At 42.3% G+C, this 23840-nt stretch carries 24 protein-coding genes; 12 read left to right on the forward strand and 12 right to left on the reverse strand.

Features of this window, described 5'->3' with window-relative positions; genetic code table 11:
• Window positions 1-124: 124 nt before the first annotated feature.
• From rsgA to secB, 4 genes are all read left to right on the forward strand, one after another.
• The gene (rsgA, locus tag PENNN9_RS07740) at window positions 125-1228 is read left to right on the forward strand and encodes a ribosome small subunit-dependent GTPase A (RefSeq protein WP_058369124.1); all 1104 of its coding nucleotides are present in this window, start codon (window positions 125-127) and stop codon (window positions 1226-1228) included.
• Window positions 1229-1379: 151 nt separating this feature from the next.
• Window positions 1380-1835, forward strand: a complete 456-nt coding sequence (locus tag PENNN9_RS07745) for a rhodanese-like domain-containing protein (RefSeq protein ID WP_058369125.1) — start codon at window positions 1380-1382, stop codon at window positions 1833-1835.
• 238 nt (window positions 1836-2073) lie between these two features.
• The gene (gene grxC, locus PENNN9_RS07750) at window positions 2074-2337 is read left to right on the forward strand and encodes a glutaredoxin 3 (RefSeq protein WP_058369126.1); all 264 of its coding nucleotides are present in this window, start codon (window positions 2074-2076) and stop codon (window positions 2335-2337) included.
• 205 nt (window positions 2338-2542) lie between these two features.
• On the forward strand, window positions 2543-2995 hold the full coding sequence (gene secB, locus PENNN9_RS07755; protein WP_058369127.1) for a protein-export chaperone SecB: 453 nt from the start codon (window positions 2543-2545) through the stop codon (window positions 2993-2995).
• A gap of 151 nt (window positions 2996-3146) precedes the next feature.
• On the opposite strand, the gene adk is transcribed toward secB, so the two are convergent.
• The 6 genes from adk to PENNN9_RS07785 form a co-directional block, all read right to left on the reverse strand.
• Complete coding sequence (adk, locus tag PENNN9_RS07760) at window positions 3147-3803, reverse strand: adenylate kinase (RefSeq protein ID WP_058369128.1); 657 nt, start codon at window positions 3801-3803, stop codon at window positions 3147-3149.
• Between the two features lie 198 nt (window positions 3804-4001).
• Entirely contained in the window at window positions 4002-5282 is a 1281-nt protein-coding gene (gene ccmI, locus PENNN9_RS07765; protein ID WP_058369129.1) for a c-type cytochrome biogenesis protein CcmI, read from the reverse strand.
• Complete coding sequence (locus PENNN9_RS07770; RefSeq protein WP_413771740.1) at window positions 5279-5764, reverse strand: cytochrome c-type biogenesis protein; 486 nt, start codon at window positions 5762-5764, stop codon at window positions 5279-5281. Before PENNN9_RS07770 ends, ccmI begins: the two co-directional genes overlap by 4 nt.
• A 68-nt stretch (window positions 5765-5832) precedes the next feature.
• Window positions 5833-6486 (reverse strand): DsbE family thiol:disulfide interchange protein, encoded by a 654-nt coding sequence (locus tag PENNN9_RS07775; protein WP_058369130.1) that lies wholly within the window; start codon window positions 6484-6486, stop codon window positions 5833-5835.
• A gap of 1 nt (window position 6487) precedes the next feature.
• Complete coding sequence (locus tag PENNN9_RS07780; RefSeq protein ID WP_058369131.1) at window positions 6488-8500, reverse strand: heme lyase CcmF/NrfE family subunit; 2013 nt, start codon at window positions 8498-8500, stop codon at window positions 6488-6490.
• A gap of 258 nt (window positions 8501-8758) precedes the next feature.
• Window positions 8759-10093, reverse strand: coding sequence for a DUF445 domain-containing protein (locus PENNN9_RS07785; protein WP_058369132.1), 1335 nt, complete (start codon window positions 10091-10093; stop codon window positions 8759-8761).
• 527 nt (window positions 10094-10620) lie between these two features.
• Between PENNN9_RS07785 and mrdA the strand changes: the two genes are divergently transcribed.
• The 8 genes from mrdA (at window position 10621) to scpB (ending at window position 18499) form a co-directional block, all read left to right on the forward strand.
• Window positions 10621-12600, forward strand: a complete 1980-nt coding sequence (gene mrdA, locus PENNN9_RS07790) for a penicillin-binding protein 2 (protein WP_058369133.1) — start codon at window positions 10621-10623, stop codon at window positions 12598-12600.
• Window positions 12601-12612: 12 nt separating this feature from the next.
• Window positions 12613-13296 carry a 16S rRNA (guanine(966)-N(2))-methyltransferase RsmD gene (gene rsmD, locus PENNN9_RS07795; protein ID WP_058369134.1) on the forward strand — a complete coding sequence of 228 codons (684 nt, stop codon included), beginning with the start codon at window positions 12613-12615 and terminating at the stop codon, window positions 13294-13296.
• Between the two features lie 196 nt (window positions 13297-13492).
• On the forward strand, window positions 13493-13921 hold the full coding sequence (gene rplM, locus PENNN9_RS07800) for a 50S ribosomal protein L13 (protein ID WP_058369135.1): 429 nt from the start codon (window positions 13493-13495) through the stop codon (window positions 13919-13921).
• 10 nt (window positions 13922-13931) lie between these two features.
• A complete protein-coding gene (gene rpsI, locus PENNN9_RS07805) occupies window positions 13932-14318 on the forward strand; it encodes a 30S ribosomal protein S9 (RefSeq protein WP_058369136.1) in 387 nt (128 codons plus the stop codon).
• A gap of 317 nt (window positions 14319-14635) precedes the next feature.
• Window positions 14636-15724 (forward strand): lipid A biosynthesis acyltransferase, encoded by a 1089-nt coding sequence (locus PENNN9_RS07810; protein ID WP_058369137.1) that lies wholly within the window; start codon window positions 14636-14638, stop codon window positions 15722-15724.
• A 125-nt stretch (window positions 15725-15849) separates the two neighbouring features.
• Window positions 15850-16935, forward strand: coding sequence for a tryptophan--tRNA ligase (gene trpS / locus PENNN9_RS07815; RefSeq protein ID WP_058369138.1), 1086 nt, complete (start codon window positions 15850-15852; stop codon window positions 16933-16935).
• 188 nt (window positions 16936-17123) lie between these two features.
• Window positions 17124-17930, forward strand: coding sequence for a segregation and condensation protein A (locus PENNN9_RS07820; RefSeq protein WP_058369147.1), 807 nt, complete (start codon window positions 17124-17126; stop codon window positions 17928-17930).
• Window positions 17931-17953: 23 nt separating this feature from the next.
• The gene (gene scpB, locus PENNN9_RS07825) at window positions 17954-18499 is read left to right on the forward strand and encodes an SMC-Scp complex subunit ScpB (RefSeq protein WP_058369139.1); all 546 of its coding nucleotides are present in this window, start codon (window positions 17954-17956) and stop codon (window positions 18497-18499) included.
• A 28-nt stretch (window positions 18500-18527) separates the two neighbouring features.
• Here scpB and PENNN9_RS07830 read toward each other — a convergent pair whose 3' ends face one another.
• From PENNN9_RS07830 to PENNN9_RS07855, 6 genes are all read right to left on the reverse strand, one after another.
• Window positions 18528-19760 (reverse strand): DegT/DnrJ/EryC1/StrS family aminotransferase, encoded by a 1233-nt coding sequence (locus tag PENNN9_RS07830; protein WP_058369140.1) that lies wholly within the window; start codon window positions 19758-19760, stop codon window positions 18528-18530.
• Between the two features lie 126 nt (window positions 19761-19886).
• Entirely contained in the window at window positions 19887-20222 is a 336-nt protein-coding gene (locus tag PENNN9_RS07835; RefSeq protein ID WP_058369141.1) for a hypothetical protein, read from the reverse strand.
• Window positions 20223-20532: 310 nt separating this feature from the next.
• Window positions 20533-21480 (reverse strand): DUF4184 family protein, encoded by a 948-nt coding sequence (locus PENNN9_RS07840; RefSeq protein ID WP_058369142.1) that lies wholly within the window; start codon window positions 21478-21480, stop codon window positions 20533-20535.
• Between the two features lie 47 nt (window positions 21481-21527).
• On the reverse strand, window positions 21528-22181 hold the full coding sequence (locus PENNN9_RS07845; protein ID WP_058369143.1) for an acetyltransferase: 654 nt from the start codon (window positions 22179-22181) through the stop codon (window positions 21528-21530).
• A gap of 121 nt (window positions 22182-22302) precedes the next feature.
• On the reverse strand, window positions 22303-22983 hold the full coding sequence (locus tag PENNN9_RS07850; protein ID WP_058369144.1) for a PIG-L deacetylase family protein: 681 nt from the start codon (window positions 22981-22983) through the stop codon (window positions 22303-22305).
• Window positions 22980-23840: methionyl-tRNA formyltransferase (locus PENNN9_RS07855; RefSeq protein WP_156410086.1), on the reverse strand; the 861-nt coding region annotated here is incomplete at its 5' end. The genes PENNN9_RS07855 and PENNN9_RS07850, both read right to left, overlap by 4 nt.

The raw sequence follows: 23840 nt of genomic DNA on the forward strand, positions 1-23840 counted from the left end.
CCCCGGGTTCCTCTAAAAAGTTCAAAATATTACAAAACCCCTATCTGCTATAGACGCTTTAGGCTGTATGTTAGCAAATTTTCACGCTACACTTAGCAATATTTTTATAATAGGTCACAAACCCATGGCACTAATCCGGCAACGCAAACTGACTAAACAACAGATTCGTCGCATTGACAAGCAGCAGCTCGAGAGTCAAGAGAGCATCGATGAGAGCTTGATGGATGGTGTGGTCATGGCGCATTATGGTAAGCAGTTAGAAGTACAAATCACAAGCTTGCCAGCAGACATGCCCGTACAGCCAGAGATTGCACCCGATGATCCTGAGCCTTTTTGGCAAGCGCTTGAGATGGGCGATATATGGCGCTGTCATGTGCGTACCAACCTTCCTATGCTAGCGGCAGGCGACCACGTACGCTGGACGGCAGACCCCAATACTGGTTTTGGGCGTATTGAATCTGTACAACCGCGTACCTCTCTTGTCTCACGCCCAGATCGTTATCATAAGCTCAAACCTGTCGCCGCCAATGTCGATATTTTAGCAATCGTGTTTGCGCCGCTGCCAGCTGCTGCGCCAACCCTTATCGATCGCTATTTGGTCGTCTGTCATCACGCTGGCGTCAAGCCATTATTAGTGCTTAACAAAGCCGACCTACTGGCGCAAGAAAACGGCATCGATACTAGTGAGCTATTGGCACAATACGCGGCTCTTGGTTATGAGAGCGTGCTGACTTCAGTTGATTGCCCCGAAAACATTGCCAATAATGATGAGCAGCAGGGACTTGATGAGCTAAAACGCTACATAGACAAAAAACTAGTTATTTTTGCCGGTCAGTCTGGCGTCGGTAAAAGCAGCTTAATTAATGCTTTACTACCTGATTCGGCGCAGAGCGTTAATATCATTTCTGAAAACTCAAAACTTGGCCAGCATACCACCACCACCAGTCGTTTATTGCCGTTTAATCCAGACGATCTTACCCAAGGCGGCATCGTCGATACGCCTGGTATTCGCGAATATGGTATCTGGCATTTAGATCCTGACGATATTATTTCAGGTTTTATTGAGCTTGCGCCGCTTGCCGGTGACTGTAAGTTTCGTGATTGCAAACATACTCATAACAGCAAAGGTTGCGCGTTATGGCAAGCGGTAGCTGATGGTGATGTGCTACAGCGCCGAGTCGAAAACCTTGTGACCTTGCAAGCAGAGGCTGATACTAAGCCATATTAATAACGCTATTTATCAAATCCGCACTATTAAAACGTAGGTTGCTCATCATACATTTACTATAGATGACCTAATCGGTATAATAGCGCCTTGTTCAAAATCATTAAGCTGTCTTCTCAGCTTAATAGAACACTTATTTTCTTGGAGGTTTGGTTTGGATCGTGCGCTTGAATTTGTGGGCAACCACCCGTTTTTATTTGGTATCTTAGCCGTACTTGCCGTACTGTTTTTTACCATTGAAAACAAACGTAGCGGCAAAAAAGTGTCGCCAAATACCCTCGGTATGATGGTCAACTCTCAAAATGCGCAGCTGATTGATATTCGCGCCAAAAAGAAGTTTGCCACCGGCTACATCCAAGGCAGTCGTAATATCCCTTTTACAGAGCTCAAAGATCACTTAGATGAGATTCGCGCAATTGAACAGCCAGTGATTATCATTTGTGACATGGGTGTACAAGCAGGTGCGGCTATCCAGATGATTGGTAAAGATAGCGTCTATCGCTTAGAAGGCGGTGTGGGCGGCTGGCAAGCAGCGGGTATGCCCTTAGTAGGACTAAAAGATGCCAAACCCAAGGGCAAAGGTAAGACGAAGCCTAGCTTACATAAGTAAGCCTATTCTCAGAACGAATAAAAAGACATGACTACCCGTTGTGTCTTTTTTTATGGAAGCCGATTCAACGATCATAGGCGCTTGACAGTGTTTAATCGCCTTTTATAACGGGCTGGCTTGAATTTACCATACCTATCCCCACTTTATAGTAAGCGCAATCAAATATACACTTATCATAAATCTATTTAATCCAAGACAATAGATACTTTATATAATATTTAATAATTAAGGATATCTTATGACTGCTTCAGTTAAAGTTTATACAACGCCTATCTGCCCTTATTGCACAAACGCCAAACAATTGCTAAAGAATAAAGGCGTTGACTATGAAGAAATTGGCATGCACGATATGAGTAGTGATGAGCGCCGTGCATTGATGCAAAAAACCAATAACTATCGTACTGTGCCACAAATCTTTGTTGGTGATACTTTTGTTGGTGGCTTTGATGAATTGAATCAAATGAATCAGCAAGGCAAGCTTGATGAGTTATTAGCAGGTTAATCTGCTTTACATGTACTATATGAAGACATAACGACTATATTAATCATCTTTGGCTAATTCTAATTATAGTATTAGACAATAGATGACAGACTATTGTTATTCTTGCCCCAGCTTGTAATAATGTAGCTTGATATCGTACGTTGTTATTAAAACGATGTTATTAAGACAATAACGACACATTGTATTATTTATTCGAGGAATGAACATGGCTGAAGAACAAGCACAACCGCAATTAGCACTAGAACGCATCTACGTAAAAGATATGTCGCTTGAAGTACCAGGCGCGAGTGTATTCACCAAAGAGTGGAACCCTGAGCTGGACATCAATCTATCAAGTAATGCTGAAAAGCTTGATGACGATCACTACCAAGTTATCTTAACAGTAAGCGTTACCGCTAAGAATGCGGAAGAACCAGCGTTTATCGCTGAGGTTCATCAGGCTGGCATCTTTTTGTTAAAGAATATCCCTGACGATCAAATTGGACAGATTTTAGGCGCTTATTGCCCTAATGTTTTGTTCCCTTATGCGCGTGAAGTTATTAGTGACATCGTTACTCGTGGTAGCTTCCCGCAGTTACTGCTTGCTCCAGTCAATTTTGATCAAGCCTACGCGCAAAGCCAACAGCAAGCGCAGGTCGATGCTGAAGGTAACGCATAAATATTGTTGTTCATTTTAAAACCGTCGCCTCATTATGGTAGACGGTTTTTTTATGGATAAACTATTATAGTATTACGTGGTTATAAGACGCCATCAAAAAACCCTGCCAATGAGCAGGGTTTTTATTAATCCAAAGGGTATGAGAAAACGATTACTCTTTTAACGCCGATAAAACTTGCTGTTTGACGTCATCGATAGCTTGAGTACCATCAAACTTGTCATATTTAGGTGCGTTTTCACCTTCTTTGGCCTTTTCTTGATAAAAGCCAACCAAGGCTGATGTTTGCTGATGATAAGTGGCAAGGCGCTCACGAATAGTAGACTCTTTATCATCTTCACGTTGGATAAGTGCTTCGCCAGTGACATCGTCGATATCATCGACCTTCGGTGGATTGTGATCGACATGATATACACGACCTGAGCCTGGATGCTGGCGGCGACCAGATAGACGCTTTACGATCTCATCATCAGGCACACTAATCTCGACTACATGATCGATAGCAACGTCAGCATCTGCAAGGGCTTGAGCTTGCGGGATTGTACGTGGAAAACCATCCAGAATACAGCCATTAGCACAATCAGGTTTAGAGATACGCTCTTTTACTAGGTTGATGATAAGTTCATCAGAAACCAGACCACCTGCATTCATAATGCCTTCAGCTTGCTTACCAAGCTCGCTGCCTTCTTTAATCGCTGCACGTAGCATATCGCCCGTTGAGATTTGCGGAATATCAAACTCTTTAGAGATAAACTGTGCTTGAGTACCTTTACCAGCGCCAGGTGGACCTAGCAAAATAATACGCATCATAATACGTCTCTCCTTGATGGATGGGATGTTAGGGATTGGTTAATTGCGCGAATGCCAGATACACCTTACCTTGTGACTTTATAAAGCTCAAGTTTTTTTGGTATTAGTACCGTATGTAGGTATGACTTAGCTGTTCATATAACGCAATTGCACGCTATAGCAACGACTATAGCGCTTAGATTGTTGAGCTTTTTAAAGTTATGGTATCTGCTGATTAATTTCAACATTGACTTGTTTTTGATCGGCACTAATCACCACAGGGTTACCTGACAAATCACCTGACTCTGCACTGGCATTGCCACTATGACTAATGCGAGCAATAACAGCCAGTTGGGTTTTTGCGGCACGTGCTGATTGTAGCGTCCGCTCAGGTATCATAGCATCAATGTCACTTAAACTTATATTGGCCTCACCTTGTTTAATCACACTAATCGGCAAACGCTTGGCTGCAAACGGTGGACCACCGTTGACATCACGAATAGCAACAAACAACACGTCATCGCCTTTAACCAATGGCAATAAGCTAGGATTGACGCTTACAGTGACATTAACCCCTTCAGCGGCTCGCTGCTGCTGCCCTGTTACGTTGGCACTGAGCTCATCCAAACTTGCCAGCGCTCGGGTATGATCGCCTGGTTTGGCTGCAATACTTGCTCGTAATCTTTTGATCCAGCCTTGTGCTTGTTCAAAGTTACTAGCACGTGCTTCACCCATTGCCATTAGCATTTGCGCGCCTTCATGCTGCGGGTTATTACGCAACACACCTTGTAATACGCGGCGGCTATCAGCATCCAGTTGGCCTTCATTAGCAAAAAAGCTAATTTGCGCATAAGTGGTTGCAATCTCTTCATTGTCAGGAGATAAACGATACGCTCTAGATAAAGCTTCTAATGCAGAGTCAGTCACCTCAAGGGATAAAAACAGCTCTGATAGGCGCATCCAGCGATCAGGATCGTCAGCATGACGATGGACATTGGTCTGCATAGCAGTAATCAGTTGACGACCATCTTCAATAGCCCACTCTGGTGGCTGATCAATCTTACCTGTCAGGAGATCATCGGCTACCTGTCCAACTTTATCTTCTGCTTGCCATAGCTCAAACACTGGAGTGCGATCGCTTATCATTAAGTACGCCATCGCTGCCATCACTGGCACCCAGACAATAATTATTAAACAACTTTTGACACCTGGATTTATCATTGGTGCCACTTGTCGCTGCGCATCTAATAGCTGACGTTCAAGCTCAAGCTTTTGATTTTGATAATGGCTATCATCAATAGTGCCACTGTCTTTATCACTTTTAAGCTCTGCTAGGCGCTCACGAAACACAGTTACGTTGATATCTAACAATTGATTGTCTACAGGATTGTTTTTTAGACGTGTGGCACGTAGCCATGGTGTAATCACGATGACTGCAAGAATTAAGGCTACGAGTAAACTTAGGGCAATAAATAAGCCAGCAGTAGAAAATAGGGTCATTTTTTGTCCTCTTTGCTTGTGACATCGTGATCAATACTGTTTGAACGTGATAACAGACGATCCAGTTCAGCCTTTTCTGCAGGCGTCAACGCTGCGGCAGGGCTATCAACTATCTTATTAGTAACGCCTTGAGCCGCCAGTTGTCGACGTTTACTCTGCCAAAACCAGCCGGCAATCAAAAAGAGCAATAATAACGGTGGAAAAAACCACAGTATCCATGTTGATGGGCGGACAGGCGGCTTGTAAGTAATAAAATCACCATAACGCTCTTGCATATAGCTGCGTATCTCTGCGTCACTACGTCCATCCTTAACCATGTCGTAAGTTTTTTGCTTTAAATCTTGTGCAATCGGCGCATCAGAGCCTGCAAGGTTTTGGTTTTGACATTTAGGGCAACGCAGCTCCTCAATCAGTCCGCGATACTGAGCTTCTTGCTGCACTGAATCAAAGTCGTAAACATCGATTGCTGCGTAAGCTGTCATACTCAGTAGGCACGCCAATACAAGGCTTACTAACCTTAGTACAATAGCCGTTGTTATTTGAGCGGCTTTCATTTGCATGCCTCCCCAACTTGACTTGGATCTGGGCTGCTGCCATTTTTATTGGCTTCATTAAGTACCATCAAGCAAGGCATGATACGTTCTTGCCAGTTGGCCTCGTTAACCTCTCCAACAATGTGCTGACGTATGATACCGTCGCCATCGACGATAAAGGTCTCAGGCGCTCCAGTTAAGCCTAGGTCTAGTGCAAACTGACCTGATAAGTCTTGAATGGACATTGAAAACGGATCGCCACCTCGGTTCAAATAGCTTAGCGCATCACCAATATCATCTTTGTAATTGACACCAACCAAATTGACACCGCGCTCTTCTAGCTCCATCAAAAACGGATGTTCAATAACACAAGTTGGACACCAAGAGCCCCAGATATTCATCAAAAACGGTTTATCGGGCAAATTGTCATTGGTCATAATACGGCTAGTGTCTGACAACAACGGTAGCTCAAATGCAGGTACTGGCCGCTCAAGAGCCATATTAGCCACAATATCAGTAGGCTTACCCAAGCGCATATAAAGCATTACCATTAGTCCCAAAAACACAATAAACGGCACTAAAAACCATACTTTGAGTTGTTTTTTATTCATCGTCTTATGATGCTGTGCCTTGTTCTGCTGGTTGTTAGGGGTCTTATCCGATTGACTCATCTTATTTCTCCCCAAGCGTCGTTGCGGGTACGGCTGCACTATTAACAGTATCAGCAACCTTATGTGACGCTTTGACTTTCTTAATACGATAGCGGTTATCCAACATACTAATCAGCGCTCCTAAAGCCATAATAATCGACCCTAACCATATCCAGCGAATCAAGGGTTTTACATAGATACGCACTGCCCATTGATTGCTACCTTCAGCGATCGGCTCGCCAAGCGCGACGTACAAGTCGCGCATGAGACTCGCGTCAATCGCAGCTTCCGTCATTGGCATCATACTAATGATATAGGTACGCTTTTCAGGGTATAAGACTGTAACGTCGCGCCCATCTTTCGTGACCGCCACCTGTGCTTGAATACTATCAAAATTACTTCCTTTTACTTCACGAAAGTCTTTAACAGTAAAATCATAGCCTTGAACATGGACAGTATCATTAGGTCCAAGAGCCACATCGCGCTCAATACTCAAGCTACTGGTAAAAGCCACGCCAATCGCTGCGATTAAAACCCCAATATGAGCAGTTTGCTGTCCCCAATAACTAAGACGCAGTTGGCGCAGTCCATTGACCATACTTGGTGCATTTTTAGTTTTATCTCTAAAATCAATAATCATCCATAACAGTACCCAAAAGCTTACTGCCAAAGTCACACCAATATTTAGCATAGATGATGGATGGACAAAGTAAGCGATGATCGCCGCCAATATCAGACTACTGGCTGCGATGACCATACCGACGCCGAGCAGCGGACGCTTGTCCTTTTTCCAGCGAATGTTAGAGCCCATACCCATGGCAAGCAGTAATAACCAAGTCAAAGGGACAAACAATGCATTAAAATAAGGAGGGCCGACGGATACTTGACCTAAATTGAAAGCATCTGCAATAATCGGATAAAGCGTACCAAGCAAGACCACTAAAGTGGCAATCAGAATAATGGCGTTGTTAATAACCAAGAATGACTCACGCGAGATAAGCTGATACTGACTTTCAACCGTCAAACGCCAACCTCGTACTGCAAACATCAATAGACCACCGCCTACGATAATACCAAGGATGGCTAGAATGACTAAACCACGTGTGGGATCAGCGGCGAACGAATGTACCGAAGTAATGACCCCTGAACGTACCAAAAACGTCCCTAGTAGACTCAATGCAAACGCAAAAATCGCTAGCATAATTGTCCAAGCTTTGAATACACCGCGCTTCTCGGTCACTGCCAACGAATGTAATAACGCTGTTCCAGCAAGCCAAGGCATGAGTGACGCGTTTTCTACTGGATCCCAAAACCACCAACCGCCCCAACCAAGCTCGTAGTAAGCCCACCATGAACCTAATGCGATACCGATGGTCAAAAAACCCCAAGCAGCTAAGGCCCAAGGGCGTGACCAGCGTGTCCATACCGCATCCAGACGCCCCTCCCACAATGCCGCCATACAAAAAGCAAAGGGCACAACCATACCCACATAACCCATGTATAGCATAGGTGGGTGAATAATCAGACCAAAATCTTGCAGTACCGGATTCAGATCCGCACCATCGACAGGTATGTTTGGCAGAGTACGATTAAATGGCGATGAGGTAAAAATCAGCATCGCTAACATCATCATCTGTACCGCTGCCAAAATGACCAACACTCGTGCTCGCATCGATAACGGCAAGCCACGACTAAAATAAGACACAAGCGCACACCATGTCGCCATGATGGTCATCCACAGCAGTAAAGACCCTTCGTGACCACCCCAAGTTGCTGATAGCTTGTAATACCAAGGCAATAAAGTGTTAGAGTGCTGTGCAACATAGACTAGGCTAAAATCATTATAATAAAAGCCTGCCATCAGCGCTGCAAACGACACAATCATCGCTGCAAACTGCGCCCAAGCCAAACTTGGTGCAAGACGTTGCCAAGCGACCTGATGACGCATAACACCAATGGTTGGCAACACAACTTGCAAAATTGCCAACACAAAGGCAGCCAGTAAGGCAAAATAACCCAATTCTGTGATTAACATACAATCTAACCCTGTTTACCCTAATACGGTCATAGTTTACTGTGGCGGATTGGGCTTTTATTCATTGAAAAGCACCTATAGTCTACTCATGTCAAAATCAAAACAACGCAAGCTTTGCCAACCATACACCTGTACGATTAGCCTCCAACTCCCTTGTAAAGATAAATTTTGAATTGACTATCTAACTTAATACTGATTTTCTATACGTGTTTATTGACTACTTAGAATTACAAAACGTTTTTATAACAAAATCATTGGTTACTGCACCGCAGGAAAGAACACTAAAACAAGATGCAACCAACCTGCTAAAAACCCAGTCAAACCACCAAGCACGATCAACGTCATCTCATCCTCACGGAATGCTGGACGCAATAAGTTTTGAAACTCATAAGGCGATAAAGCACGAATACGATCACGAAACAGACCAAATATTTTGCTTGCGCGGCTCTCGTTGAGTTCAGGATCTCGAAGTGGCACCATCGTAGCAGTGATCGACTTATTGATAATGGTATTTTTCAATTGTCCATACTCACGGCGACCCAGTCCCATACGCAAAGTCGTTCGAACCACTGGCGACTCTAATATCTGATAAAGGTGCGACTTCATCAGCTCACGCGTTTGCGCCGCTCGATCTCCATACATCATCTCATTCATAATATTCTCTAAAGTCACAAGGTCGTTGACTACGATCTCAGCGAACACTTCAGATACTTCTTCTTGGCGCTTCATAAAGCCGCCTTGGAAACGAAACTTCGCGATATGCGGTAGCGTCGGCTTTATAAAAGGAAAGCCATCACAACGCTCAAAAACTTTTATATAAGAAACAAAGCGTGGCTCTACTGGATTAAATACCATCCAAATTGCAATCCAATTAGTCAGCAAGCCCCAAATAGCAGCAAAGAATGGCACTGTCCAATGCTGTGGTACGACCAAAAAGATAAACATTTGGATAATACCAAAGACCAATCCAATTAAAGCACTGATATGCCAAATAAAGTTGATCTCATGTTGGCCAACTCTTAAAAACATGTTTACCATTAAACGTCGATCGCTTTCCATCTTGTTCACGATCATTTGACGCATATCGACCAAATCTTCAACATGGTATGTCAGATCAGTCACCAAAGATTGCATGATGTCCGGTAGCTCTTGGTGCGCTTGCGTATAGATACGGCGTTTTAATGCATACGGCAGACTGCCCCATAACGCCCCAGAATGCTCCAGCATAATCTCATCAATAAGTGGCTCAAGGTTTTTATCAACCGTATCAGTGATAAAAGCCGCCATCTGCTCAGGCTCCATCGCCTGAAAAAACTCTTCAAGTGAGCCAAGCTTTGAGAGTGTTTGATCGACAATCACTCCAGAGATTTTCCCAGCTTTACGTGGGACGATACCTTGCCAGCCAAGTCCAGGCAAACCAAAAAACGGGAAATTAGGTATACGTATACCCCAAAACCTAATGGGGTAAAACAGCATTTTCAATGCCATCCATACATGCAACCAAGTGACTAACGCTGTCACTGGTGGGATGGTCAGCATGGCAAAAAATTCTGGATGCTCGGCGATCGTTTGCCATATTGAGGTTGCGACCATGACTCTTCCTGCCTCTGACGTAACGATTCTCGTTAATCTATTGTCGTTTGTTGGTATTTTAAAAAAACGCTTAGGGACTATGGACCCTGATAAAAGCAGCACCTTAGTGACAAATAAACACTACAAAATAAATCGCCTGATTTTAGCATACTTGCCGTTCATTAGCACATATACACCTAAGCCAAGTTGTGACTATACATGACAATATCATGCGTCTGACTTAGATTTGTTAACTAACACTGCTCCTTTAAAATAGTCTACGAATAGTGCTATTAATAGCATATGAGAATCTATTAACAAATAAGCTGACAGGTTCAGCGCAATTTATTACACTCTGTTATAATTTGTCGCATAGCAATAATAGCAATACACTTTTAAATCTATGATTCAATATTATAGGGTCATTTACTCCATGTACTTGAAATGATTGTTTTTATTGTCTGCATTTGCTTAAATACCTTTTCACAGCATTCCTTTACCAAAGTAATTTTTGCTTTATCCACTGCGCTCATTGGTACTAACTTTACATGAATAAATCGCTTATCCCAGACACCGAGCAGGTCAACCGCGTTTTTATGCGCCGTATTCTTATTCTTGGTTTATTCATATTTCTAGGTATGAGTGTTTTATTACTGCGTTACGGTTATCTACAAGTGTACGCTCATGATAAATACAAAACTCAGGCTGACAATAATCGCATCAAGCTCATATCTGCACCGCCCAGCCGTGGTTATATTTATGATCGTAACGGCGTATTACTTGCTGACAATCAGCCTGTGTTTACTGCCATGCTGAGCCCCGATGAGGTAGAAGATCCAGAACGTACTTTAAGCTTACTTGCACCTATCTTTGCTTTGACAGACACTGATATTACTGACATTTTGGCAAGACTGAGTAAAAGTAAAAACGATCCTGTGACCATCAAGATTGATTTAACGGAAAAGCAGGTTGCACAGTTTAGTGAGCGTAAGCCGTTTTTTCGGGGTGTTACTATCCAAAGCAAATTGACTCGCTCTTATCCCTACGATGAACTGTTTGCCCACGTTATTGGTTATGTTGGCCGTATCAATGACAAAGAGACCAAACGTATTGATAAAGACCGTTATGCAGGTACTGATTTGATTGGCAAGATTGGTATTGAGCAGCATTACGAAGATATTTTGCTTGGACAGCCAGGTTATCAGTCGGTGGAAACGGATGTTCATGGCAATATTCTACGCCAATTAGATACCAAGCCTCCTATCGCTGGTAACGATATCACTTTAAGTTTGGATTACGGTTTACAAACGATTGCTCAGCAGCAGCTTGACGGTCGCCGCGGAGCTATTGTAGCGATAGATCCAAAGAATGGTGATGTGTTAGCGTTCGTGAGTAATCCAAGTTATGACCCTAACCCTTTTATCTCAGGCATCTCTTTTAAAGACTACGATGCATTAAGAGAAGATATCGATCAGCCGCTATATAACCGCGCGCTACAAGGTATGTATCCACCAGCCTCGACTATCAAACCATTTGAAGGGTTAGGTGCGCTGCATTATGGCTTGAGAAACTGGGAGACGACTATCTATGATCCTGGCTATTTTAGCTTGCCTGGCGACTCACATCGTTTTCGTGACTGGAAGCGCGGTGGCCATGGTTCAGTGAATCTTAAAAAGTCTATTATGATGTCAGTGGATACTTACTATTATAAGCTGGCGTATGAAATGGGAATTCAGCGCTTACATGACTGGATGGTACGCTTTGGTTTTGGTAAAGATACGGGTATTGATTTGCCGAATGAGAAATCAGGTATCATGCCTTCTCCAAAATGGAAAGAAGATACGTATGACAAAGGCTGGTTACCGGGCGAGACCATCTCAGTAAGTATTGGTCAAGGTTATTTTCTGGCCACGCCGCTACAGATTGCTAATGCGACTGCCATGATGGCAAGTAAAGGCAATCATATTACGCCGCATCTGCTAAAAAGTAGTGAAGGTGCGGCAGAAATTGATGTCATCAGCAAACCTGATGGCAAGATTGACTTTAATGGCAAACCTTCTGATTGGACACGTATGCATGATGCGATGGAAGATACCGTCAAAGCTGGTACGGCACGTGGTATCTATACCCCGCGCTATCGTATCGCTGGCAAGACAGGTACTGCACAGGTCAAATCTATCGCTCAAGGTAAAAGCTACAATAAATCGGCACTAGATAAACGTCATTGGGATCATGCATGGTTTAATGGTTTTGCGCCCGTAGAAGACCCTCAAATTGCTCTTGCGGTACTGGTTGAAAATGGCGGCGGCGGTAGTGCAGTAGCAGCGCCTATTGGACGCGCATTATTTGATTACTGGGTATTACAGCGTAAAAGTGACCCTATTACGCCACCAACTCCCGATGAGCTAAAAGCTATTAAATATCAAAAAGCATTGGACAAAGCTAAACGTGATGCTATTCGCGATCAAGAACAAGCATTAAAAGAACAGGCAGAAGCGCAGGCAGCAACTACTACAGCGACCGAATAAAGAATAGCAATTATGAAAAGAAATACAAAAACATCGACATCGCGCAGCCCAAAGCGTGACACAAATCATAAAAAACAAGCCACTGCGGGCAAAGTACGTATTATTGGTGGACAATTTAAACGTCGTAGTATAAATTTTATCGATGCTGATGGCTTACGGCCGACGCCAGATCGCTTGCGAGAAACACTATTTAACTGGTTACTCGCCGATATGCATGGCGCGCGTGTCCTTGATAGCTGTGCAGGCAGTGGCGTACTAGGATTTGAAGCCTTATCTCGCGGTGCAACTCACTGCACATTTATCGAAACCAATCAATCTCAGTACCAAATGCTACTGAAAAGCTCTCAGCAGTTGAATATCGACACTGACAGTTATCTAATCCTACATGGCAATGCTGAGCATGTCTTATCTCAAAACAAGAATTTCAAACAACCGTTCGACATTGTTTTTATTGATCCGCCTTACGCTAAAGATTTATGGCAACCCATTTTGACCACTTTAATTGAGCAGTCGTTAATCACGACAAAGACGCTTATTTATCTAGAAGCGGATAAAGATTTAAATGAGCAATTAAATGAATTGGCTCAGTCCCTAAGCGCAGTCTTTACAATGCAAGGGTTAAGCAGATTTAAAGCTATCAAACAGACCAAAGTGGGGCAAGTTGTGGCTGGACTTTATAGACTAGAATCGTCATAATCATGCAACTTGCATTAATGAATGCTAAAAACCGCTGAAAAACTGGTCTAACGCTGCAGTTTAATGTATATAAGGCGAAAATAAACCCCAATGCAGCTTGCAAGCGTAGGCGCTACTGCTTATAATATGCAGTCTGTTTTTTGAGAGCCCCGTTCCCAGCTAAACTCTCAATGAATTCTAATTTTAAGGTTTTATCATGAAAACACTTAGTGCAAAACCAGCTGAAGTGACCCATGACTGGTATGTCGTAGATGCTGACGGCAAAACCCTTGGTCGCTTAGCCACCCAAATCGCTACTCGCTTACGTGGCAAGCATAAAACTTTTTATACTCCGCACGTAGATACTGGTGACTTTATCGTTGTCATCAATGCAGAAAAAATCGCGGTAACGGGTAAAAAAGCGCAAGATAAAAAATACTATCGTCACAGTGGTTATCCAGGCGGTATTAAAGAAACCAACTTCACAAAGCTGATTGCACATAAGCCTGAAGATGTTCTACATAAAGCAGTTAAGGGTATGCTTCCAAAAGGTCCTCTTGGCTATGCGATGATTAAAAAGCTAAAGCTATATGCAGGTGCTGAACATCCACATACTGCACAGCAACCTAAAGAACTAGACATCTAAGGAGTCACTTATGGAACGCAATTACGGAACTGGTCGCCGCAAGACGTCTACTGCTCGTGTCTTTTTAGCAAAAGGTACTGGTAGCATCGTTGTTAACGGCAAGCCACTTGATGAGTACTTTAGCCGTGAAACTTCACGTATGGTCGTTCGTCAGCCATTAGAGCTATTAGATACTCCTAACGACTATGATCTTTATATCACTGTGAAAGGTGGTGGTATTAGTGGTCAAGCAGGTGCTATTCGTCACGGTATTACTCGTGCATTAATCGAACTTGATGACACCAACAAACCTACGCTAAAAGCAGCTGGTTTTGTTACTCGTGATTCACGTCAAGTTGAACGTAAGAAATTGGGTCTACGTAAAGCACGTAAGCGTCCACAATTCTCGAAGCGTTAATAAAAGCTGTTTATCGTTTTACTGTTATGGTTGTCTTTTTCTCAGAGTTATACCAATAGCATCAAGTAAAACGCTAGATTTGCAAAACCTTATAAGCTGGTCACAGCTTGTAAGGTTTTTTTTTATGCCTAATGCTTAATAGTAATTACATTAAACGCTATTGTACCCAATAGCCTGACTTTGTAGTCTGCTAGACACTTTGCTTTTATAGTCAAAACCAACTTGCAAACCAGCTACCGCTACCCCATCATGATAGTAACTTTTCATCATTAGCCTCGTCACTATAGATGCTATAAACAGTGCTGTAAAAGGACATTATGAAAGCGCCCGAACAATACGATCCTAGCAAACCCGTAAAGCCTGCCATGCCGCTGCAAAGCAAGCAGCAGTCTGCTAAATCGCCAGCTATTCCTGATGGCATGCCAACAATTACGCAAACGCATAAAAGCACAGCACAAGCGGAAAAAAAGCCTTTCCAATGGCAGTTTTTACACCCTAAATTTTGGGGAGTTTGGCTGTTATTATTCGTTTTTCTACCAATGATTTATCTACCGCTGGGTTGGCAGTTTTGGTTGGGCCGTAAGCTCGGTATCTTGATTTATAAAGTGGCCGGTTCGCGCCGACGCGATACGCTGATTAATCTTAAGCTCGCCTTTCCCAAAAAGCCAGAAGCTGAGCGTGAACTGATGGCAAGGCAGGTTTTTGTTAATCAAGGTATTGGTGTATTTGAGACCTTATGCGCTTGGTTCCGGCCAAATGTTTTTACCAAAACGTTTTCTATCTCAGGACTACAGCATTTGGTGAACGCACAGAATGAGAAGCGCCCTGTTATCTTATTAGGCGCACATTATACGATGCTAGATTTGGGTGGATTGTTATGTACACAGTTTTTTGCCACTGACTGTATGTACCGCCCACAAAACAACGCACTTCTTGATTGGTTTATCTATAACGGTCGTACGCGTATTTTTGGTAAGCAAATTTCTAGCCGTGATATGCGTAGCTTAGTCTCCTCTATCAAAGCTGGACATGTTATTTGGTATTCACCTGATCAAGATTATGGTCTTAAGCAAGGAGTAATGGCACCATTTTTTGGTGTACCCGCAGCCACGATTACGGCACCTAGGCGCTTGGCTAAAATGGGGAATAAGAAAAACCCGCCAGCAGTTATGGCGTTGCATACTTATCGGCAAACGCCAGACAATTTGCCTCGTGGCAAACGACCTCATTATCATTTGACGATTACACCAGAGCTGAGTAACTATCCAAGTAATGATGAGGTGGCCGATGCAACACGCGTGAACGAAGTTTTGGAAGGTCTTATACGTATTGACCCTACTCAATGGATGTGGTTTCATCGCCGATTTAAACACGGTCCTAACGGTCGAACTGATATTTACAAGTAGGTTTTGATTATCAAAAAACGCCTGATAAAATTTGCTATACTTTGCGGCTAATATTTCGCACTTATGATATGCGCTTATAATAATTTGGCTTATAATAATTTGACAAACAATATAACGGATTTTCCATGAGCAATAACAGCAATCCTGACAACCAAGCTTCTGATGCCTCAACCGAAGCCAAACGTATTCTAACGGGCATTAAACCAACGGGCATTCCACACTTGGGTAATTACGTTGGTGCAATTCGTCCAGCGATTGAATCTATTCAAAACAGTGAGCACGAAGCATTTTTCTTTTTAGCGGATTATCATGGCATTATCGGCTGTTATGACCCTGCGATTATTCATGAGTCGACCAAAGCAATTGCAGCCACGTGGATTGCTTGTGGCCTTGACCCTGAACGCGTGACGTTTTATCGTCAATCAGATGTACCTGAAATCCCAGAGCTTGCTTGGATTTTAAATTGCTCATGCGCTAAAGGTTTGATGAACCGTGCCCATGCTTATAAGGCTGCGGTCGATATTAATACAGAAAAAGCCGACGTCGATGCAGATTTTGGTATTACCATGGGCCTGTTCGGCTATCCTGTACTCATGGCAGCTGATATTTTGATGTTTAACGCCACCCATGTCCCCGTTGGCCGAGATCAAGTACAGCATATAGAAATGGCGCGTGACATTGCCGGTACCTTTAACCATCGTTATAAGTCTCTTTTCACCCTGCCATCAGCAGTCGTTGATGAGGACATTCCGCTATTGACAGGGCTCGATGGACGTAAGATGAGTAAGAGCTATAGCAACACCATACCACTATTTGGTGAGACAAACCCGCAGGTCAGTTCTGAAAAACAGATGCATAAAGCCATCATGAAAATCGTGACCAACTCCCAATTGCCTGATGAGCCAAAGGACCCTGACGACTCAGCTCTCTTTGAGATTTATAAAGCCTTTGCAACGCCTGCAGAAATTGCTGATATGCGCGCACAATATGCCGCTGGTATAGGCTGGGGTGATGCCAAGCAAGTCTTGTTTGATAAAATAAATGACGAGATCGCACCGTTTCGTGCGCGTTATGAAGAGCTAATGGCTAATCCAAAGGAATTAGAAGAGATACTGCAAATGGGTGCAAATAAAGCTCGTCGTCATAGTCGTAAGCAATTAGATAAAGCTCGCCGTGCTATCGGTATTCGTCCCCTCGCCAAGCTTAAATAGCCGCTCGCTAAATGCAAACGATCGGTTGATTGGTATAATTTGTCGTATCAGGATGGATGCTAAACGTGCAAACTGAACCACAAGATAAACAAGCAGTCTTGTCAAAGGCTGTTTTTTCTGTAGACGCGTATCAAACAACTGAGCCTTTCTATACTAAAGGCGAAGATAACGGCTCAGTTGTCAATGACATGTCTTTACGTATTTATCAGACACCAGTGCAGCACTTGCCAGAAGATCTGTACGTACCACCTGGTGCCTTTGCCATTTGGCTAGAACAGTTTGCTGGGCCATTAGACTTTTTATTGTATCTGGTCAAAAAAAACAATGTCGACTTGACGCAAATGCCAATTCTGCCCATTACTGAGCAGTATTTGGCTTATATCAGTGAGTTGGATACCGATCATTTTGAGTTGGCGGGTGACTATCTGCTGATGGCATCTACACTGATTGCGATTAAAACCGAGCTATTATTACCTTCTTCAGAAACGCCAAGCGATGAGCGCGACCCAAAAGCAGAGCTCATTGAGCGTCTGGAGGAATATGCGCAAATTAAAGCAGCCAGCGAGCGTCTAGATACGCTTATTCGTCTTGAACGTGATGTGTTTTTGGCGATGGTGAGTATGCCTAACCAAGATGTTATGACTGCCGAATTGCCCAGCTACTCTCCAAACTTATTGATTGATAGCTTATTTAAAATGCAACTACAACCCGACTATCAAATGCATTCTATCAAAGTTGATGCCGTTCCCCTCTCTGATCGTATTGCCAGTATCAGCCGGCAGCTCAGCACTGATGCTGATGGCACACACTCCTTTTATGAGCTATTAGATAAAGCACAAGGTAAGATAGGGATTGTAGTCAGCTTCGTTGCGGTACTAGAGCTGATAAAGCGGCAGTTGGTTGGTGTGGTGAGTGCTGATTTGACAGATGAGGCTACTATTAATAACGAGCTTGCCAGTCCAATCGAACCAATAAAGTTACAATGGCTGGCCTGACAGTTTTGAAAAGAGAATGTTTAATGACAGATACTAAGCACCTGCATCTTGAGGAGATTAGCAAACACATAGAAGTACTGCTACATGCTTCAGAAGCTCCGCTCACTGCAAATTCTATCAAGAAGCATTTATCTTTGTCTGGTAAAGAGTTAACGCAAGCTTTAGAGCTACTACAGCTGCGCTTAGACACTGGTGTCCTCAGCTTACATGAGACTGCTAGCGGTTATCGCCTACAAATAGCGGATAGCTACAGTGCGTTGATACAGCGCGTCTTTCCGCAACGTCAAGAACGCCTGAGTCAAGCGCTGCTCGAAACGCTAAGTGTCATTGCTTATAAACAACCAGTAACTCGCAGCGACATAGAGTATATACGCGGTGTGACGCTATCGAGCGGCATACTGCGGCAACTGTTCGATAAAAACTGGATCATTGAGGATGGTTATAAAGAAACATTGGGTCGTCCAGCTCTACTCCATACGACACCGCAATTCTTAGATGCATTTGGACTGACTAAATTAGATGAGTTACCACCAATGCCAGATATACCAGCTATTGGTGGCAGGTCTTGATTTGTGATTAGAGCGTTAGCTGTTATGGTCAAATTGATTTAACTATCTTATTGAATACCGTGTTGATTGCTTCAACCGTCTTTTTGATTTCAGCTTCGGTAAGCGTTGGATGTACTAAGAACATCAAACTTGTCTCCCCAAGTTCTTTTGCAACTGGCAGTCTGGTTTCAGGACGCAGCCCTGTACCATCGAATGCTTTTTCTAAGTAGACTTCAGAGGCAGACCCAGAAAAACAAGGCACATCTAATTGATTGATTTCTTCAATAATACGGTCGCGTGACCAGTCATCAGGTAAGTTATCAGCGTTCACATAAACATAGAGCTTATAGTATGCGTGCTTGGAATCTGCAAACTCTGGTGTCTCTTCTAACTTTGGTGCATGCAAATACCCTTTATCTTCCCATTGAGTACAAGCCTGTAAAATTGCTTGAGCATTTGCAGTACGCTTAGCGGTCCAATCTGGCATTCTCTCAAGCTGAATACGTCCTATTACGGCTTGCATCTCAGTCATGCGCCAGTTAGTACCAAAACTTTCATGCAACCAACGATAGCCAGGTGGATGCTCTTTTTCATACACAGCAGCATAGCTCTTACCGTGATCTTTATACGCCCACATCTTACGCCATAGATTCTCGTCGTTTGTAGTGACCATACCGCCTTCGCCGCCAGTTGTCATGATCTTGTCTTGACAGAAGCTCCATGCGCCAACATGTCCGATACTACCGACACTACGGCCCTTATAATACGCGCCATGTGCTTGCGCACAGTCTTCAATGACATATAGGTTATGCTTATCTGCAAGCGCCATCATGCCATCCATATCGCATGGCCAGCCTGCTAAATGCACACATACAATACCTTTTGTTTTATCAGTTATAACGGCAGCAATTGTCTCTGGAGTAATGTTACCAGTAGACTCATCAACATCAGCAAACACAGGAGTAGCACCCGCATTTACCACACTAGAAATACTGGCAATAAAGGTACGTGGCGTCACAATGACCTCATCACCTTCGCCAATATCTAGCGCCTGCAACGCTACGTCCAATGCTAAAGTACCATTGCCTAATGCGATGGCATACTTACTATCTGCCCAATCAGCGAACTCTTGCTCAAATTGACGACATTCCTGCCCTGTCCAATAGTTTACCGATTCCTGCCCTGTCCAATAGTTTACCTTATTAGACAATAAAACTTTACTGACCGCATCAGCTTCTTCTTGTGTAAAACTTGGCCAAGGTGAAAAAGGCGAATTTAGCATATAGCTTCCTTATTTATTATAAGATCGATGAACAATAATACTTCATTTTTTTCTAAATTAACTGTCTATTCTCAAATGCTCTTACTTCGTTATGCGCTGCTTTATATAAAGCATAAAAACAATGTTTTACTTTATAACGTCATCAAGAAAACTTTCTGGATAAGCGATACTATTCTTGAGCGACTCAAAAGAAAAACGATCTTCAAGACTATCGACTTCTTTTTCTAATTTTGAAAATTGTACAAACCAATCTTCGAGATAAAAAATATAATTAAAGATTTTTTTGCTCATGGAAGTATCTAGACTATTATTATTTAATAATAGTATAAGCTCGTCGTATATCTTTTTATTGGCATGAAAAACATGCAAGGCCTGATGATAGGTCAAACCTTTCTGATAAACTTTATAAGCCGCCTCAGAGCGTTTTATATTGTTAATGAGCGCATTGTGTATAAGAATCATGACGTTTCCAAGTTTTGATATGTAAATAATCTAGTAAAATTATATATTCTTAAATCCGAATATATTAGAAAATCCTAGTCATATTACGAATTAAATTAAATAGATTGGCTATATTTTTGTATACATTTTTAATTAGATTTCTGGGAATGACTTTTGTTTTATAAAGTAAATAAATAATTTAAAAATCATGTTATATTAACTGTACAAAAAACAACCAATGCTATTACATCAAAGCTCTGTCTGAAAATCCCTATGCATTTTCAATACAGTAAAAACCTTTATAACTATATTATGCAACCGAACTACTTTATTACTTCTTATATTGTCGATATGTATTTTGAAGAAAATATGTCAGATGATATAAAGCAGTATAGCTAACACATAATAAAGTAACTCTTTTTAGTAAACTGACTGACACCCCTGCTGCAAATCTATATGGACTGCTAGTCAAAGACGGATACCAATTTAAGACTGCCTGTATACCCCATACCAAACATAAAGTAGTCATTGAAACAATGATTATTACACTCTGCTTTTTGGAAAACATTAACGTTACTATAGTATCTGTTTCTGTCTCTTCAGCGACGTCTTTGGTGTTAATCTGCCAGTCCTTTGCCCGTAATAAGGCAAACCAAAATAACGCTCCTAACCCTACTATTGAACTTAGATATTGTAACAACCTAGCGATACTTGTTCCCTTAAATGGGAAAAAGTACAAAGGGTATTGTAACCAGTCAATATGACGAGCAATAGAGCCATCAGCATGGGTAATTCCGTCCCATATCAGATGCGTAAATGCACCGAATACTAAACTTAGTACTACTGGCAGATAAAAAGACTTTACCTTATGTAGGACTCGTTTTTTGATACCTGCAAACGACCAATATCTATTAGCATAGCCAGTAAAATACCTTTTAACCTTATTACGACTATTTTTGCTGTCTACATCTTTTAGATTAAAAGACTTTGCTGCCCGTTTTATCAAAAACGGTTGGACTAGAGCGAAAGCAGCAGGTTTTAGACCCCAATTCCACAATGCAAATATTGTCAATCCCCAAGGTAAACAGTAAGTAAACACACCCATCCATTGATGAGATAAGTTTCCTGTTGCGCTACTAGCACCAATATAATAAGGGAAATCTGGCATCATAGTACCGATGAGCAATGCTTCAAAATGAAAACAGCGTATGCTACGGTTTTTCTTTTTATTACGATAAAATGGCAATGCTGCAGCCATATGCGCTAACGTAAAGGCCATATTTATATCCTGTTACTAGCTCTAGCACGCAAAGCAGATATCAGCACTTACTTAATCAAGGCTCTGGCTGGGTTCCCAACCATAACAGCGCCTGCTGGAACATCTTTGGTAACCACAGCACCCATACCAATAATTGCGCCTTTACCAATAACTAAAGGCTTATCTGCTGTTCCTTGCTTGATAACCGCCCCAACACCAACGTATACATGATCATGGACATGCACATTACCACTACAGCTCACTCTAGGCGCAAAAGTCACATAATCCCCAATCACAGAGTCATGAGATACATGACAATACAAATTGGCATGAAAAAACTTCCCAATCTTCATGGTATTGGTTAAACATGCATGGGGTGAGAGAATGCTACCTTTACCTATCTCTATTGTGTCAGGATCTAAGATAATAGTAGTAGGCGCATGAACAGAGAGCGCAGGTATATTGTCTTGTTCAAGCTTGTCTGCCAGCAACTCACGAACCCTGCTATCACCAATGGCGATCGTTACTGCTTTATTCTTAGAGGGATCGCGTAAAAATTCATCATATTTTAGTACTTTATGATTCATAAGCGTATCAAGCTTACCCGAATCATCAATAAATACGATACGGGACTTATCAAGCAAAGGGTATTGCAACTTTAATAAAGAAACAACTTGCTTCCCATGACCACTTGCACCATATATTCCAATTAACTGCTGCATTTTTTTTCCTTATTGCGAGTTATCAGTAAACCTGCTCATTGTCACGTTATCACTTGCATTTATGTCTTCTTTGTCCTAAGCATCAAAAGATCATATAAGACGCGAAGATAAAATTGGTGGTTTAATCGTTGATACTTCTAATAACGTCGAAACTTTCTGCCGTATTTGCACCAACATAAGCGCCTCTAAGAGCGGCTAGATGTTCTATTGCTTTAATAGATCGCGTATTCGGGAACGCTTTGAGTTGACTAGAAAAGCATTCCATAGCAGTGATCTTAGTGGCAAAATCATTTTCACTTAACACATTAAAGTAACGCGGAATAAAAACAGCCTCTACTGTTGGGTGGCCCCACTCTGTTTCAGATAGTGTCTCGTAGGCATAAATGTGCCTAACACTCTGACCTGGTAATGGTCTAGCAGCCACAAGACAAGCGTTGTATATAGCACCATGATCGAGATGTAAATCACCTTTATGAGGTATATATAGAGTGTCTATATTCTTTTCTTTTATCAAAGCGTTCAAAGTACCAGCGATTTTGTATTGTGGATACTGCTCCAATTGCGGCGCAGGAAAGTCATAAAATACAGTTTCTTTTATTCCCAATACCTCATGAGATTTCAACGCTTCGGATCGCACAAACTCCATTCTTTCAGAGTTAAAAAGCTCTGGCGCACCAACTGCTGCATTTGTCATGATCGCGACGTATACATTATCTCCATGGCGTACATGTTTCGCTATTGTGCCACCGCACCCTAAAACCTCGTCATCAGCGTGAGGCGCTACTACTAAAACATTTTTCATGACATTTTCCCAATAATCTCTTTTAACTCTGCAATTTGTTTTTTAAGCTCGTATATCTCAAGCTCAACTTTGTAGCCCAACAAGCTTCCTACTCTCAGTCTGCTTGAATCATCAAAAGCAATTGTAATCCAAATAAGCCCTTTACCCGTCTGAACCAAGAACTCATCTTTTTGACTCTTCAAGATACGACCTTGAACACCTTTTATTTTTAGATTTTGTTCCACTCTACTAGATGTTACTTCTAGTTTATTATTACCTGAAAAAGTAAAAGCACCAGGATGTGGCTCAGAGGCAGCTTTGATAAGACGGTCTATATCGTATGCTGAGCAGGACCAATCAATTAATCCATCTTCAGGCTTTCTAATACCAAATTCTGTCGCTAATGAATCGTCTTGTTCAATAGCTATTAATTCACCATTAGCTAACTGAGGTAATAAAGAATCTAACGCTAGACTCATGGCTTGATGGATTTTTTCTTTTACACTCTTGGCCGTATCTTCACCAGAAACGTCAAATCCTTCTTGCGCTACAATAGCGCCAGCATCGGCAGCTTCTTCAAGCATAAAAAAGGTAGCTGCTCCTTCTTGCGCTTCATGGACAAGCCAAGCCAAAGGCGCCCGACCTCTTCCTTCAGGTAATTTAGTCGGATGAAAACCTATAGCGCCTAATTTAGGAGCCTGAATGATATCTTTAGACACCAATTGAGAAATACCAACGACAAACAAGTAGTCAAGTTCTAAAGACTGTATCTCTTCAATATGGTCATTAATTTTCGTAAATGGCGTAAAACTGATTGAATTTTCTAAGCAAAATGGTTCCAAATCACAGTGCCCACTGACGAATTTGGTTATATTCGG

It is taken from the genome of Psychrobacter sp. ENNN9_III, assembly GCF_001462175.1.
GTDB lineage: Bacteria > Pseudomonadota > Gammaproteobacteria > Pseudomonadales > Moraxellaceae > Psychrobacter.